Origin of the sequence: Pandoraea oxalativorans (assembly GCF_000972785.3) — a bacterium.
GTDB lineage: Bacteria > Pseudomonadota > Gammaproteobacteria > Burkholderiales > Burkholderiaceae > Pandoraea > Pandoraea oxalativorans.
The window spans coordinates 3,092,323-3,108,334 of record NZ_CP011253.3 but is presented as its reverse complement, the minus strand read 5'-3'; the positions used below and the strand labels follow the sequence as shown (position 1 = coordinate 3,108,334).

Here is a 16,012-nt window from a genome sequence, read left to right as displayed (position 1 = left end):
TTCGATAAAGCGAAGTATAACGGGAGTCACCGCGAAATCACGTTGAACGCGCTGAAATGCGGCTAAGGGCAGCTAAGGACGGCGCTGTGCGCGGATGACGCTTGCCATTGCCAATTCGGTGCGGATCGCCGGCAAGAGTTCCGACGCCGTCAGACCGGCCGGTCCCGCACCCTCGCGCACGCAACGCTCGGCGGCGCGCCCGTGAATCCACACGCCAGCCAGCGCGGCATGCGTTGCAGGCATGCCTTGCGCAAGCAGTGCGCCGATGACGCCGGTCAGCACGTCGCCCGTCCCGGCCGTCGCCAGCCCGGCATTGCCTGTCGTATTGATCCACGTCGTGGCGCCATCGTCGACGACGGTACCCGATCCTTTGAGCACCACCGTGGCGCCAAAATGCTGTGCCAGCGCGCGTGCGGAGGCAACTCTGTCCGACTGGATGCGGGCGACGTCGCAACCGGAGAGGCGGGCGGCCTCCAACGGATGCGGCGTGAGTACCGTCGGCCCGGCGCGACGACGCACGCGCTCCGCAAGGGCCGGTTCGGCGGCCAGCAGGTTGAGCGCGTCGGCGTCGATCACCAGTGGCGTATCGTCCAGTGCCAATGCTCGGGAGAGGCAAGCGGCCGAGGCGGCCGACGTTCCGAGTCCGGGGCCGACGGACACCGCCTGCATGCTCGCGAGGTCGAGATTTTCGGCGTGCCGAAGCATCAGTTCGGGATGCACCGGATCCCACGCGGGGGCCTCGTGCGCGACGAACCCGACATACACGCGACCGGCGCCGGTCATCAGGCCCGTGCGCGCCGAGAGCATTGGTGCACCCACCATGCCATCAAAGCCGCCGAGGACCGCCAGCGACCCGTAGCTGCCCTTGTGCGACGCGTGGTGACGACGTGGCAAATGCGCGCGAAACGCGTCGGGCGAGATTGTTACGATGGATGATCGCGCCGGTACCGCCACGAATGCATCGTGGGCGCCAAGGGTGGCAACGAGCACGTCACCGGCGACATCGCGCCCGATGCCAGTGAAGAGTCCCGGGCAGGCCCCGATCATGGCGATTGTCGCGTCGGCATGGATGACCGGGCCGTCAGCCATGCCGGTGGCGGCAAGCAGTCCGCTGGGAATGTCGATGGCGAGCACCGGCGTGCCCTGTGCGTGTGCGTGGGCGATGTTTTCGACCAGTGTGGCGGCTGCGCCGTCGAGGGCGCGGGAGAGTCCGATGCCGAACACGCCGTCGACGATCCACGCATAGGGAGTCGCCTGCGGCCAGATGGTGGGCGCGGCCCGCACCGGCACGCCTGCAGTGAGGGCTTCGCCGAGCGCCCAGCGAGCGTCGTCTGCTGTGGGCGGCGAGAGTTGCCACACGTCGACCAGCACGCCTCGACGGTGCAATTCGCGAGCGGCAATGTAAGCGTCCCCGCCGTTGTTTCCTGGGCCGGCGAGCAGCAACACCGGTTGACGTCCCGCGCTTGCGAGGGCGGGCAGGCGGCCGTATAGCCGGTGTGCAATGGCTGCACCGGCGCGCGTCATCAGGGTGTGGGGCGCTAATTTTGCGGCGGCCGCGCGCTCCACGTCGCGCAGTGTGGCCGGGAGATACAGATCAAGCGAAGCGGTGGCGGTAGCGATCGTCGATACAGTATCTGAACGGCCGTGCGCGGGGCGCGGGCTCGCATTGGCCGCCGACGCAGCATCTGCCGAACCGCCGGGAGCGGCGGCGGGTGGGGGCACGGGCAGACGGGCGGGCGAATCGACGCGCAGGGGATCGGACATGGCAGGCGAAGCTCCCGGAAGCTAGGGCTATGGACGTGGCGTCGCCGTGCACGACGCGCCCCGTTCGATTCCTGTCGGGGGACAAGAGGCGTCGGGGGACGTCGCCGCGCTTGGCGTGCCTATCAGGGAATTATGCCGTCAACGCGCCGCTTCGCCTGTCAGTATGAATCCCGACACCGTGTCGGTGATCTCCGACGCGGCGTACAGAGCGGTAAGGGGAGGCTCCCGTGGTTTCTGGCTGGTCGCTGGCCAACGGTCACCCGTCACCCGTCACCGGTCACCGGTCGTAGCGAGCGAGCGTCAGTCCGTTCAGATCGATATCCGGCGTTTGTCCGGAGATGACGTCGGCGAGTACACGTCCTGAGCCGCAGGCCATCGCCCAGCCGGTGGAACCGTGGCCGACGTTGAGGAAAATGCCGGGCAGATGCGTCGGGCCGAGCAGCGGCGGGCCATCCGGCAGCATCGGACGCGCACCGACCCACGCCCGCGCCTCGCGGTATTTGCCTGCGCCGGGGAACCAGTCGGTCGCCACTTTATAAAGCGTAGCGATGGCGCGCTCGCGCAGCACAAGCTGCGTGTCGCCCAGCTCGGCTGTGCCCGCAATGCGCAAGCGGTTGCCCTGCGGGGTGATGGCGGTCTTGTACGACTCGTCCATGACGGCGATTCGCGGGCTGAACAGTTCGGTCTTGACCGGCACCGTGATCGAGTAGCCCTTGATCGGCCACAGCGGCAGGTCGATGCCGAGCGGGCGCAGCAGCGCCGTGCTCGCCACACCTGCAGCGATCACGACGGCGTCTGCTTCGAGCGTCGATGTTTGCCCCATCCGGGCGGTACTGGCCGTCTCGACGCTGACACCCGCGCGGCCCACGTTCGGGCGCACGCCGAGCACCGTTGTCTCGGTGGCGAGCGTGACGCCCATGTCGCGCGCGATCTGGGCCAGGCGCTTGGTGAACAGCGGGCAGTTGCCGGTCTCGTCGCGCGGCAAATGCAGGCCGCCAGCGAGCTGTGCATCGGTGGAAATGGCAGGTTCGAGCTTGCGGCACTCCTCGGCGGTCAGCAGCCGGTGCGGCACTTCATTCTCGGCGAGCATGGCGCGCGCCGGCTCGTTCATCTTGATTTCGCGTTCGGTACGGAACAATTGCAGATAGCCCTGCGTATGTTCGTATTCGAAGATGTGGGATTCACGCAGTTCGTGGAGGCAGCGCTGGCTGTAGAACGCAAGACGCTGCATGCGTTCGCGATTGGCGCGATATCGGTCGATCTTGCACTCGCGCAGCCAGCGGGCGGCCCAGCGCCACGTGCCCGCCGACAGGCCGGGGCGGAAGATGAGCGGGCTGGCGGCGCTGAACATGTAGCCCAGCAGCTTGCGCGGCATGCCGGGCGCGGCCCACGGCGTGACGTAGCCCGGGGCGATGACGCCTGCGTTGCCGAAGCTGCTCTCTTGCGCAACCGTGCTATTGCGCTCGACGAGCGTGACCGTGTGCCCCGCAGCGGCCAGATAGTAGGCAGTACACGTGCCAATGACCCCGCCGCCGATAACGATGACCTTCATTCCCAACCGTCTGGTGTGTGGCGAACGCCCGTTCGTTCGCTTGTTAGTGTCGTTTTTTGACGTGCCGCATGGCCAGCGAGCTGCATGAACCGGGTTTTGCGGCCCGCGTTGATACGGGGCGCATAGGTTACCAGAGAGACGCCCTCACAGGGCGGGAAGCAACGGAGATTGCCTGTGGCGCACTCGGGTATAACCCGGGGTAAGCAGGGTATAATCCCGGTTTGTCGTTCCCCCGCGTTCTGAACGCCTCGCCTTCCGTCCTTCCATGACTCACATTGCCTGCTTCGCCGGCGCCTTGGCGCTCTCCGAATTCCGCCAGCAACGTCTTCTGCAGACCCTGCAAGCCATCGACAGTTCGATCGTGCGCATCGATGCGCGCTACGTCCACCTGGTCGCCAGCGCCGAGCCGCTGTCGGGTGACGATGTCGCCCGTGTCGCCGGTCTGCTCACTTACGGTGAACCGGTGCGCGAAGAGCCGGTGGGCGACCAACTGCTGGTGATTCCGCGTCTGGGTACGATTTCGCCGTGGGCAAGCAAGGCGACGGATATCGCCCGCAACTGCGGCATCGATCATGTGCGTCGTATCGAGCGCGCAGTGGAATACACGATTGGCGTGAAGTCGGGCCTGCTGGGCGGCAAGAAGTCGCTCGCCGCGGACGTGCTCGCCCGTGTGGCAGCCGTCCTGCACGACCGCATGACGGAAACCGTCGTCGCGACGCGCAAGGACGCCGAAGCGCTCTTCGTCGAGCTGCCGGCCAAGCCATTGCAGACAGTCGACGTGATCGGCGTGGGCCGCAGCGCGCTCGAAGCCGCGAACCGCGATTTGGGTCTGGCGCTGGCCGAAGACGAAATCGACTATCTGGTCGACGCCTTCACCACCCTGAAGCGCAATCCGACCGACGTCGAACTGATGATGTTCGCGCAGGCCAACAGCGAGCATTGCCGTCATAAGATTTTCAATGCCGACTGGACCATCGACGGCGAGCGTCAGGACCTGACGCTGTTCAAGATGATCAAGAACACGCACCAACTGCACCCGCAGGGTACGGTGGTGGCGTATTCGGACAACGCTTCGGTGATGGAAGGCGCCGAAGTCGAGCGCTGGTATCCGCGCGGTGCCGACGGCAAGTACGGCCGCAGCGTCGAACTGACGCACACGCTCATGAAGGTCGAGACGCACAACCACCCGACGGCGATTTCACCGTTCCCGGGGGCGTCGACGGGCGCGGGCGGCGAGATTCGCGACGAAGGCGCGACGGGCCGTGGATCCACGCCGAAGTCCGGTCTGACGGGCTTCACCGTGTCGAATCTGGCGCTGCCGGATGCGCGTGAATCGTGGGAAAACGACCGCGACGTGGCCGTGCCGCCGTCGCTGCGTAAGCCCGACGACACTGGCGCCGACTACGGCCGCCCGGACCGCATCGCGTCGCCGCTGCAAATCATGATCGACGGTCCGCTAGGCGGCGCTGCGTTCAACAACGAATTCGGCCGTCCGAACCTGGGCGGCTACTTCCGCACCTACGAACAGAATGTGGGCGGTCGTGTGCGTGGTTATCACAAGCCGATCATGATCGCAGGCGGCATGGGCAACATTGCCGCACAACACACGCACAAGCACGACCTGCCAGCCGGCACGCTGCTGATCCAGATCGGCGGCCCGGGTATGCGCATCGGCATGGGTGGTGGTGCGGCCAGCTCGATGGCGACGGGCACCAACACGGCTGAGCTGGACTTCGACTCCGTGCAGCGTGGCAATCCGGAAATCGAGCGTCGTGCGCAGGAAGTCATCAACTGGTGCTGGCGTCAGGGCGAAGCCAACCCGATCCTGTCGATTCACGACGTGGGCGCAGGCGGCATCTCGAATGCATTTCCCGAACTGGTCGACGGTGCGGGCAAGGGTGCGCGTTTCGATCTGCGGCAGGTGCAACTGGAAGAGTCGGGTATGTCGCCTGCCGAAATCTGGAGTAACGAAGCGCAGGAGCGCTACGTGCTCGCCATTGCACCGGACAGCTTCCCCGCATTCCAGGAAATCTGCCAGCGCGAGCGTTGCCCGGTGGCGGTCGTGGGTGTCGCCACGGACGAGCGTCAACTGAAGCTGGTCGATCCGATGCATCCGGAATCGCCGGATCCGGTCGACATGCCGATGGACGTGCTGCTCGGCAAGCCGCCGCGCATGCACCGCAACGTCACGCGTGTGAAGCACGAACTCCCGCCGGTGGATGTCACCGGCCTGTCCCTGGACGAAGTGGCGCGTGCCGTACTGCGTCACCCGACGGTGGCGAGCAAGTCTTTCCTGATCACCATTGGCGACCGTACCGTGGGCGGCCTGACGGCCCGCGACCAGATGGTTGGCCCGTGGCAGGTGCCGGTGGCCGATTGCGCCATCTCTCTGATGGACTTCGCAGGTTATCGCGGCGAAGCCATGACGATGGGCGAGCGCACGCCGCTGGCGGTGATCGATGCACCGGCATCGGGTCGCATGGCGGTGGGTGAAGCCATCACCAACATTGCGGCGGCGCCGATTGCGTCGCTCGATCAGATCAAGCTGTCGGCCAACTGGATGGCGGCCTGCGGTACGGAAGGCGAAGACGCGGCACTGTTCGATACGGTGAAGGCGGTCGGTATGGAGCTGTGTCCGGCGCTGGGCCTGTCGATTCCGGTCGGCAAGGATTCGCTGTCGATGCGCACGAAGTGGGACGACGCCGGTCGCGGCAAGGATGTGGTCGCGCCTGTGTCGCTGATCGTGTCGGCATTCGCACCGGTCGAAGACGTTCGCGGCCATCTCACGCCGCAGCTGCGCTCGGTCGCCGACGCAGGCGAGACGGTTCTGATCGCCATCGATCTGGGCCATAACAAGAATCGTCTGGGTGGCAGTATCCTCGCGCAGGTGACGCAGCAGATCGGCGATGTGACGCCCGATCTGGACGACCCGGCGGATCTCAAGCGTTTCTTCGACGCCATCCAGAAACTCAACAGCGACGGCAAGCTGCTCGCGTACCACGATCGTTCGGACGGCGGTCTGTTCGCCACGGTCGCCGAAATGGCGTTCGCCGGTCACGTCGGCGTGTCGCTCAACGTCGACATGCTTACGCTCGACGACGGCTTCGAGTCGGATTATGGCGACGCCAAGGATTGGGCGAAGCAGACCGTCGGCCGTCGTGAAGACAAGACGCTGCGCGCGCTCTTCTCGGAAGAACTCGGCGGTGTGATTCAGGTGCGTGCTTCGGAGCGCGACGCTGTGTTGCAGACGTTGCGTGAAGCGGGTCTGTCGTCGTGCACGAATGTGATCGGCAAGCCGAACACGAGCGACGTCATCGAAATCTATCGCGATGCCAAGAAGGTTTTTGGTGCCTCGCGCGCCGAACTGCAACGCGTGTGGACGGAGGTGAGCTGGCGCATTGCGCGTCTGCGCGACAATCCGGCAGCAGCGGACGCCGAGTACGAGGCGCTGAACGACACGAGCGACCCGGGCCTCTCGCCGAAGGTGACGTTCGATCCGAGCGAAGACATTGCGGCACCGTTCATTGCGTCGGGCGCGCGTCCGAAGGTGGCTGTGCTGCGTGAGCAGGGCGTGAACTCGCACCTTGAAATGGCCTACGTGCTGGACAAGGCCGGTTTTGAGGCTTACGACGTGCACATGAGCGATCTGCTGGCGGGCCGTCACTCGCTCGAAGCGTTCAAGGGCTTCATCGCGTGCGGCGGCTTCTCGTACGGCGATACGCTCGGTGCCGGTGAAGGCTGGGCGAAGACGATTCTGTTCAACCCGTCGCTGGCCGAGCAATTCGCGGGCTTTTTCAATCGGGCCGACACGTTCGCACTGGGCGTCTGCAACGGGTGCCAGATGATGAGCAACCTGTCGAACCTGATCCCTGGCGCTGCAGCATGGCCCAAGTTCACGTACAACCAGTCGAAGTATGAAGCGCGTCTGACGCAAGTCGAAGTGCTCGAATCGCCGTCGCTGTTCTTCAAGGACATGGCGGGCTCGCAACTGCCGATCGTGATTGCGCACGGCGAGGGCTTTGCCAACTTCGGTCAGCAAGGCAACATCGATCAGGCGATTGCAGCGATGCGTTTCGTCGACCATCGCGGCCAACCGACCGAACAGTACCCGTTCAACCCGAACGGCTCGCCGCGCGGTCTGACGGCAGTCACGACGGGCGACGGCCGCTTTACGGTGATGATGCCGCACCCGGAGCGCGTGTTCCGCACGGTGCAGATGAGTTGGGCGCCGGAGCAATGGGGCGAAGACAGCCCGTGGATGCGCATGTTCCGCAACGCGCGCCGCTGGGTGGCCTGATTGGATGGCTTGATCAAATAAGCTTTACGAGGTTTCGCGGCACAGTGCGAAGTCCTCGGCTTGGTATCGGCTCGAAAGGAACCGCTTTCCCTGTCATGGGGTAAGCGGTTTTTTTGTTGGGTCACGTCTTCACCTGTCAGGGTTGACAGTTGTTCGCCACGAATGTGGCATGGCCCAATAGCCTCTGGGCGGTTTCGCGCGAGGTGGTGAGATGGCGATTCCAAATTTTCGGCGGGCGGTGCGTTCGTGCGTAGTCGGTGGTCGGCAGGTCGTGTTATGCCTCGGCCTCGCGCTCGCCGCGAACGGCGTGTACGCGCAGGGACTTCCCGGCCTTGATGTGGCCCAATTGGTGAATCAGCGCTATGCCTCGCGGGTTCAAACATGCGGTGCGGATCGGCCGATATGGATGTGCAGTGGCTTGATTGTGCGTGCTCTGTCGGGAGGCGCGTCGCAACAGTTCGCCGCGCTGACTACCGAGGAGGTGCAGACGCAGTCCGTCAACCTCGCGTTCGTGCGAGGCGACTTGCGGACTTCGTCGCTGGGCGCGACAGCAGGATTCATTCTGGCCGACGGGTTCACGGCGGCCGGGTGGCAGAAGCCATACGATGTTCGGTGCGTGTATCCGTTTGCCGTGACGCCACCGGGCACCAGTGGCTCACACGGCTGTGATCTATTGAACAGTGCGCCGCCTGTCCCGCCAGACTGGAGTTCGTGTGCCGCCAATGGGGTCACCGACGCGACGGCATGGATCGCACACTTCCTGTCGAACGGCCAGAACGTGCTTCGTCAATGTTCATTGAGCGCGCACATCACGCCGCAGTTCTACGCGGCAATACAGGCGCATGAACAGGCGACGGACGCGTTGGCACAAACACCCTTGTCGTTGCTTATCGCGGCCTGGAATCCAGCGGCACCTGCAGACATCCCCATTCAGGCGTTTTATTACGACGTAGACACGCCCGGACAGCTATTGCAGGCACAGCGATACCAGATGCAATACTTCACCGCGACCGGCAAATGGATGCCGATTCTTCGCGTGAGGTTTGCGCCGGGGCAGGGGATGTCGTTCGGCTTCGACGAGACGGAACAGCTGGACGAGGGGTTCGGCGTGGCGGAGCGGTTGACGAAGCGATACGCCGATACGTCACCGGATTGTGATGGCGGGACGAAAGCCGCGTATTACTGCGACGGTGTGCTCATTCGCGTTGTGGCTATCAGAGACATGCCCATCTGGAATCCTCGTGCGGACTATATCGCTCGGGATGGCGTGTCATTCAGCTACATGCGGGCGGATGCAAAGGTGACTTCGCTGATTACTGGGCGCGGAGGAACGGGTTTCATCGTGAAGGAGTTCGGCGCACCATCGGCTCAGACACTTGTGATGAAGTGTGCATTTCCTGACGACGCAGGCACTGGCGGGCGCCCCGATAGCTGCCTCAGTCCGGGGCAGACCCTGTACTGCGATGCGCTCGGGATCACCACCTATGTGGCGTGGCGCGGCATACGCTGCCCGTTTCGGGTCACGCCCGCTCAATTTGAACTGAGTGTCACCCTGCGGCGTGATTATTCCGGGCTTGCATATCCCTGGAACGAACAAACGATCAAGCCTTGGCCCCCGAACATTCCAGAGAAACTTCCTCTGGAGGCTTTCATCAACGTCGGTGAAGGCGGCGCCGACGCTCGCGTGGTTCAGCAAGGCTATTTCAACGTGACAGGCCGTTTCCTGCCGATCATTCGCGTGAATCCCGCCGCAGCCACGGGGCAGATATTCACCTATATGCCTGCCGACCAGATCGCGGCGAATTAGCTCTGTCGCCAGCGCTTGCGGAAAACAAAAATCCCGCCGAAAGGCGGGATTTTCGTTTCGATTCCGTAGGCGCAACGCTTACTGAATCTTGGCCTTCTTTTCCAGATTTTCGATGAAGCCTTGCAGCTTCTCTTCCTGCATCTGTTGAACCAACTGCGGCTTGACGTCGGCGAGCGGCGGGATCTGTGCTTCGCGCACGTCGTCCAGTTCAAGCACGTGGTAGCCAAACTGCGTCTTGACCGGCGTTTGCGAATACTGGCCCTTTTGCAGCTTTTGCAGCGCGTCGGCGAATTCGGGGACATAGGCGTTAGCCGGAGACCAGTCGAGGTCACCGCCGTTCTGTGCCGAACCCGGATCCTTCGAGTACTGCTTGGCGAGGTCGGCGAACTTCGCGCCGCCCTTGAGCTTCGCAATGATGTCCTTGGCCGTCTCTTCGCTCGGCACCAGAATGTGTCGTGCGTGATATTCCTTGTCGCCGAATTGCTTCTTCAACTGGTCGTAACGCGCTTGGAGTTCGGCGTCGGTCACCGGCGACGTCTTCTGGAAGTCGGCGATGAGCGCGCGGATCAGCACGCCTTGCTCGGCCAGCTTGAGCTGCTGCTTGACGCTCGGATCGGTCGCCAGACCCTTGCTGATGGCTGCCTGCGCGAGCACTTCGCGCTTGACCAGTTCTTCGCGCACTTGCTGTTGCAGTTGCGGCGAGTTCGGCTGACCCTGACGGACCATCTCGCGCAACATGGCGTCGGCGCGGGCCACAGGCACCGGCGTACCGTTCACGACGGCGACGTTCTGGGCGAGGGCGGGGAGGGAGACGGCGGTCAGCGACACGGCTGCGCCGAGCGCCAGTGCCGTGCGGGCGAGTTTCAATGCCATGCTGTTTTTCCTAACGAATGACGAAGGCAAGATTAATCGACGGGGGACGCGTCGCAGGCAAGTTACGCTTCGCCCGGGGCGAGCGCAACGATGGCGAGGGCGTGAATGCCGTTCTGCATCAAATCGGCAAGCGCATCATACACCAGGCGGTGACGCGCAACGCGGTTACGCCCGGTAAACGCGGCGGATACGATACGCACGTTGTAATGCCCACCCGAGGCGGCGCCAGCGTGTCCGGCGTGCCGTGCGCTGTCGTTCTCGAGCGCAAACTCGAGCGGGGAGAGCGCAGCGGTGAGCCGCGCTTCGATTTGCTGTTCCATGGTCATGGTGGAGGCTTCCTGACAGACGACGTTACTCGTCCTGTTTGATGTACTTCGCGAGCCAGAGGCTCTGCACGACGATGAACACGACCATGAGGCCCATGCCGCCGAAGAGCTTGAAGTTGACCCAGGTGTCGGTCGAGAAGTGATAGGCGATGACCAGATTCAGCACGCCCATCGCAAGGAAGAAGAGCGCCCAGCTGAAGTTCACGGCGCGCCACAGATGCTCGGGCAGCGCCATTTGCTTTTCCATCATCGCGCGAATCAGATTCTTGTCGAACATCAGTTCGGCGACGAACAGCGTGATGCCGAAGAGCCAGTAAAGCGCAGTGGGTTTCCACTTGATGAAGGTCTCGTCGTGCAGCAGCATGGTCGCGCCGCCGAACACCACGATAATCGCAAGACTCACCCATTGCATGGGTTCCACCTGGCGGTGGCGCAACCACATCCAGATAACCTGAGCAATCGTCGTGACGATCGCGATGCCGGTCGCAACGTAAATGCCGGCGAATTTGAAGGCGACGAAAAACAGGATGACCGGTAACAGGTCGAAGAGAAATTTCATGAAGTCTCGGCTTGGGGCTTCGGAGGTTTCCGCCCCCGGCGCAAAGGCCGGGGCGCAAACCCGCATTATATTTCAAAGGGCCAGCTTCAACTTCGCTTCGACCTCGATTTGTCCCGCTTATTTGACTCGCTTATTTGACGATGTCGATGCGCTTCACGTCGATATCGTTCGGCTTCATACGGTGGGTGTCCACCTCGCCAGTGATGCGCACCAGCGTCTCCGGGGTAATCTGCTGACCCTTCGGGAGGTATTTGTCGTCGAGTTCGATCTCGATCGTGCCGGATGGGTCCTGGGACGTGTAATGCTCGTGCTTGATCCGGTTGACAATGTGCCCTTCGATGACGGCCTCCATATCCTTCGGCGCCTTGAGCGCCTGCTCGACCGTCACGGCGCGCGGCATGACCGTAGGGACAGCCACGGTGCCTCCGGCCGTCGTGCCAGCTTGCGGCACGTTGATTTGCGCGTGTGTCGGCGCGCTAAGCATGACGCCGCCGGCGATCAGCGAGGCGGCGAGGCGGCGAGGGCGAGGCTAAGGCGGCGTTCGGATTTCTTGGACATGACGTGGGCTCCCAGTAAAAAGTCAGGTGGACGCAAGACTAAGGCCAGAAGTTGCCAATTGCCGGAGAAAGGCGTGAAATTCACGCCGATTCACCATGATTCAGCGGCGCGTGGCCGCTTTTTGAAAGCGGACGCCGTGGCGTCCGCTATGCAGAAGATTACCCTCAATCGTCTTTCGGCTTGTCGGACTTTCCCGCCTTGTCCTCGAAGTTCAGCGATGCGGAGTTGATGCAATAGCGCAGGCCGGTCGGCTGCGGGCCGTCCTCAAAAACGTGCCCGAGGTGGGCGTCGCAATTGTGACAGCGCACTTCCACACGCACCATGCCATGACTGTAATCGGCGATTTCGTCGATACCCGCGCCCTCAATCGGTTTGGAATAGCTCGGCCAGCCGCATCCGGCATCGAACTTCTCGGTCGACTCGAACAGCGGCGCGCCGCAGCACACGCAGCGGTAGGTGCCGTCCTTCCAGTGGTCCCAGTAACGACCGGTAAAGGCCCGCTCGGTCGCCGCGTGACGGGTGATCTGGTACTCGACGTCGTCGAGTTGAGCACGCCATTCGGCGTCGGTCTTTTCCACTTTGCTCATAGAAGTCTCCTGGGGGGCGCCAGCACGGCGTTGGCCACCGTGCGTCGCATACGTTCAGCTGGATTCAAAGGGGTGCAAAAGGGTTCGGTGCGTCAGGTAGCGAATGTGGGGACGAAACCCGGCTTTGCAACGGGCGTGTGTAGCGCCCGGCTGCCCTGCCGAACTCATAAGTTCAGGACGAGCAGCTCACTTCCAACTGACCGGCCCAGTCCGGGGGCAACTCAGCGTAGCGCTCGAATTCGGGTTGTTCGTCGTACGGACGCGAAAGCACCTTGAGCAGCGTGTCGACCTCGGAGAAGTCCTTCTCGTTCGCGCGACGAATGGCGACTTCCGCCAGATGGTTGCGCAAGATGTACTTCGGGTTGACGAGCCGCATTGCCACGGCACGTTTTGCGTCGGTGCTGGCCTCATGACGCAGACGCGCGCGGTAATCGACCGCCCACGCGTCGAATCCCGGACGGTCGACGAACATGTCGCGCAGCGGGGCGTCCGCGTCGGGGTTGTCCAGTTCAAACGTCGCGAGCGTGCGGAACAGATGCGTGAAATCGACGCGCCCTTCGTGCATCAGCTTGAACAGGCGGTTGATGAGCGCCTCGTCGTCGGCATGCGACTCGCGCAGGCCCAGCTTGGCGCGCATGCGCAGGTCGATTTCTTCGGCAAAGCGTGTTTTGAAAACGGGCAGCACCGATTTCGCCTGTTCGACGGCCGCTTCGCCTTCGCCGAAGAGCGGCAGCAGCGACTGCGCCAGACAGAACAGGTTCCAGTACGCGACGTTCGGCTGCGCCTGATAGGCGTAACGCCCCTGCGTATCGGAGTGATTGCAGATGTGATGCGCGTTGAAGCCATCGAGAAAACCGAACGGGCCGTAATCGATCGTCAGACCGAGAATCGACATGTTGTCGGTGTTCATCACGCCGTGGCAGAAGCCCACGGCCTGCCAGTGCGCCACCAACTCGGCCGTCGCGTCGCATACGGCGCTCAGCAGGGCGAGATAGGGATTGGCTTGCTCGCGGCAATGCGGATAGTGGTGATCGATCGTGAAGTCGGCAAGCTGACGCAAGGCGTCGTACCGATCGCCCGCCCAGAAGTGTTCGAAGTGGCCGAAGCGGATGAAGCTCGGCGACAGACGCGTGACGACCGCTGCGGTCTCGATCGTCTCGCGGCGCACCGGCGCGTCCGACCCGATCACGCACAGGGCACGTGTGGTCGGCACGCCGAGGTGGAACATGGCTTCCGAGCCGAGAAATTCGCGGATCGACGAGCGCAGCACGGCGCGTCCGTCGCCCATGCGCGAATACGGTGTGAGACCCGCGCCCTTGAGCTGAATCTCCCAGCGCCCGCCGGGGCCGTCCGATTCGCCGAGCAACAGCGCCCGGCCGTCACCCAATTGACCGGCCCACACGCCGAACTGATGCCCGGAGTAGACACTGGCGAGCGGATCGCCACCGGCCAGCGGCGCGTTGCCCGCGAACGTGGCAAGGAATTCCGGATCGCGCGCGGCGTCCGCCGACCAGCCGAGAAGACGCGCGGCATCGGCGGAGAAGCCAACGAGGTAAGGCGCGGGGAGGGGCTGGGGCGGCAGACGGGTAAAGAACTCCGGGCCGAGCGTCGCGAAACGGTTCGCCAACGGTAGCGGTCCGAACGGTTTGAGCGAAGCGGAAACAGTGGCGGAGCGGTCGCTAGCCGGCATTGGGGACGTTCCTGATGGTGAACAAACATTCTACTTGAGGTGCCCGTTGCTTGCTGCCAGCTTGCGTACACTGGCGGGGCGTCGCGCGTGTTGCGCCGCACAAGCGATGAGCGTTGACCGGGCGAGCGTGCACGTCAAGAATGATTTCCGAACACGGGCTTCGGATTGCCACTTTTCAAGCGGTCGCTGTTCAGTCTTTCCCTTGTTGTTCCCCGACGTATCCCCGTAATTCCGGTTTTCCGACTTTTCTGGAGATTCGACGTATGGCAACACCGCTCCTCGGTCAGATGATGGCCGCGCCGCTCCTGATTTCCTCGCTGCTCACGCATGCCGCCCGCCACCACGGCGACACCGAGATCGTGTCGCGCCGTGTCGAGGGCGATATCCATCGCTACACCTGGCGCGACGCCGAGCAGCGCGCGCGTCAACTGGCTCAGGCCCTGCGCCGCCTGGGCGTGAGCGACGGCGAGCGCGTGGGCACGCTGGCATGGAACGGTTACCGGCACCTCGAGTTGTACTACGCCGTCTCCGGCATGGGCAGCGTGGTGCATACCGTCAATCCCCGGCTGTTCCCGGAGCAGATCGCCTACATCGTGGAGCATGCCGAAGACCGTTACGTCGCGTTCGACATCAACTTCCTGCCGCTGGTCGAAACCATCGCGCCGTTGTGCCCGGGCGTGCAGGGCTGGATCGCGATGACCGATGCGGCCCACATGCCTGCGTCGAATTTACCGTTGCTTTGTTATGAAGACTTGATTGCCGCCGAGAATGGTGACTTCGCGTGGCCGTCGATGGACGAGAATACGGCGTCCGGGCTTTGCTACACGTCGGGCACCACGGGCAATCCGAAGGGCGTGCTGTACAGCCATCGCTCGACGGTGCTGCATGCGTTCGGGGCGTCGCTGCCCGATGCCATGAGCATGTCGGCGCGCGACGCCGTCCTGCCCGTCGTCCCGATGTTTCATGTGAATGCGTGGGGACTGCCATACTCCAGCGCGCTCACCGGCGCGAAGCTGGTGTTCCCCGGCAAGGATCTCGATGGCAAATCGCTCTACGAACTCTTCGAAGCCGAGGGCGTGACGTTCTCGGCGGGGGTGCCCACGGTCTGGCTTGGGCTGCTGACGTACGTGAAATCGATCGGGGCCCGTTTTTCGACGCTGGAACGAACGGTCATCGGCGGTTCCGCTTGCCCGCCTGCCATGCTGCAATCGTTCGAAAAGGATTACGGCGTTCGCGTCATCCATGCGTGGGGCATGAGCGAAATGTCGCCGCTCGGCACGTTGTGCCACCTTCGCAAGCATCATCGCGAATTGCCCGAGTCGGAGCAGCAGCACATTCTGGAGAAGCAGGGGACGGCCATCTACGGCGTCGATCTGAAGATCGTGGGGCCCGATGGCGACGAGTTGCCGTGGGACGGTAAGGCATTCGGCGATCTGCACGCGCGCGGGCCCTGGGTGCTCGAGCGTTATTTCCGCTCGGACGCATCGCCGTTGATCGACGGCTGGTTCCCGACCGGCGACGTGGCCACCATCGACCCGGAAGGCTACGTGCAGATCACGGACCGGAGCAAGGACGTCATCAAATCCGGCGGCGAGTGGATCAGTTCCATCGACGTCGAGAACGTGGCCATGGCGCATCCGGAGATTCACGAAGCCGCGTGCATTGCGATTCGTCACCCCAAATGGGAGGAGCGACCGTTGCTGGTGGTGGTGCGCAAACCCGGCTCGACGCTCAGCCGTGAGGACGTGCTGGCGTTCTATCAGGGCCGCGTCGTGAAATGGTGGATTCCGGACGACGTGGTTTTCGTCGACGAGATTCCGCATACGGCGACGGGCAAGATGCTCAAGCTCAAGTTGCGGGAAAAATTCCGCGATTACAAGGCGGCGACGTGACGTTTCCGGTTTGAAGGCGACGTGCGCCGCAGACCGGATCGGAATCTTCCGACTCAGCGATGCTCGTCGTCCGAAATGCAGCACTGACGCCGTTTTGCGGGCGATAA

At 63.4% G+C, this 16,012-nt stretch carries 11 protein-coding genes; 3 read left to right on the top strand and 8 right to left on the bottom strand.

From position 1 onward, the window contains the following. Positions 1-72 precede the first annotated feature (72 nt). Positions 73-1,764, bottom strand: a complete 1,692-nt coding sequence (locus MB84_RS13770; protein ID WP_084009785.1) for an NAD(P)H-hydrate dehydratase — start codon at positions 1,762-1,764, stop codon at positions 73-75. Positions 1,765-2,041: 277 nt separating this feature from the next. Continuing rightward, positions 2,042-3,316 (bottom strand): D-amino acid dehydrogenase, encoded by a 1,275-nt coding sequence (locus MB84_RS13765; RefSeq protein WP_046292192.1) that lies wholly within the window; start codon positions 3,314-3,316, stop codon positions 2,042-2,044. 265 nt (positions 3,317-3,581) lie between these two features. Between MB84_RS13765 and purL the strand changes: the two genes are divergently transcribed. After that, a complete protein-coding gene (gene purL, locus MB84_RS13760) occupies positions 3,582-7,613 on the top strand; it encodes a phosphoribosylformylglycinamidine synthase (protein WP_046292191.1) in 4,032 nt (1,343 codons plus the stop codon). Between the two features lie 211 nt (positions 7,614-7,824). Beyond that, complete coding sequence (locus MB84_RS13755; protein WP_157122723.1) at positions 7,825-9,420, top strand: hypothetical protein; 1,596 nt, start codon at positions 7,825-7,827, stop codon at positions 9,418-9,420. A gap of 78 nt (positions 9,421-9,498) precedes the next feature. On the opposite strand, the gene MB84_RS13750 is transcribed toward MB84_RS13755, so the two are convergent. The 6 genes from MB84_RS13750 to MB84_RS13725 form a co-directional block, all read right to left on the bottom strand. Next, complete coding sequence (locus MB84_RS13750; RefSeq protein WP_046292189.1) at positions 9,499-10,293, bottom strand: peptidylprolyl isomerase; 795 nt, start codon at positions 10,291-10,293, stop codon at positions 9,499-9,501. Between the two features lie 62 nt (positions 10,294-10,355). After that, entirely contained in the window at positions 10,356-10,619 is a 264-nt protein-coding gene (locus MB84_RS13745; protein ID WP_039397988.1) for a BolA family protein, read from the bottom strand. A gap of 25 nt (positions 10,620-10,644) precedes the next feature. Next, the gene (locus tag MB84_RS13740; RefSeq protein ID WP_046292188.1) at positions 10,645-11,178 is read right to left on the bottom strand and encodes a septation protein A; all 534 of its coding nucleotides are present in this window, start codon (positions 11,176-11,178) and stop codon (positions 10,645-10,647) included. A gap of 130 nt (positions 11,179-11,308) precedes the next feature. Then, a complete protein-coding gene (locus MB84_RS13735; RefSeq protein ID WP_046292187.1) occupies positions 11,309-11,662 on the bottom strand; it encodes a YgiW/YdeI family stress tolerance OB fold protein in 354 nt (117 codons plus the stop codon). Positions 11,663-11,900: 238 nt separating this feature from the next. After that, positions 11,901-12,323, bottom strand: coding sequence for a peptide-methionine (R)-S-oxide reductase MsrB (gene msrB, locus MB84_RS13730; protein WP_046292186.1), 423 nt, complete (start codon positions 12,321-12,323; stop codon positions 11,901-11,903). Between the two features lie 172 nt (positions 12,324-12,495). Beyond that, a complete protein-coding gene (locus tag MB84_RS13725) occupies positions 12,496-14,013 on the bottom strand; it encodes a protein adenylyltransferase SelO (protein ID WP_046292185.1) in 1,518 nt (505 codons plus the stop codon). A gap of 263 nt (positions 14,014-14,276) precedes the next feature. Here MB84_RS13725 and MB84_RS13720 point away from each other — a divergent pair, with 263 nt between their 5' ends. After that, the gene (locus MB84_RS13720; protein ID WP_046292184.1) at positions 14,277-15,905 is read left to right on the top strand and encodes a 3-(methylthio)propionyl-CoA ligase; all 1,629 of its coding nucleotides are present in this window, start codon (positions 14,277-14,279) and stop codon (positions 15,903-15,905) included. Positions 15,906-16,012 lie beyond the last annotated feature (107 nt).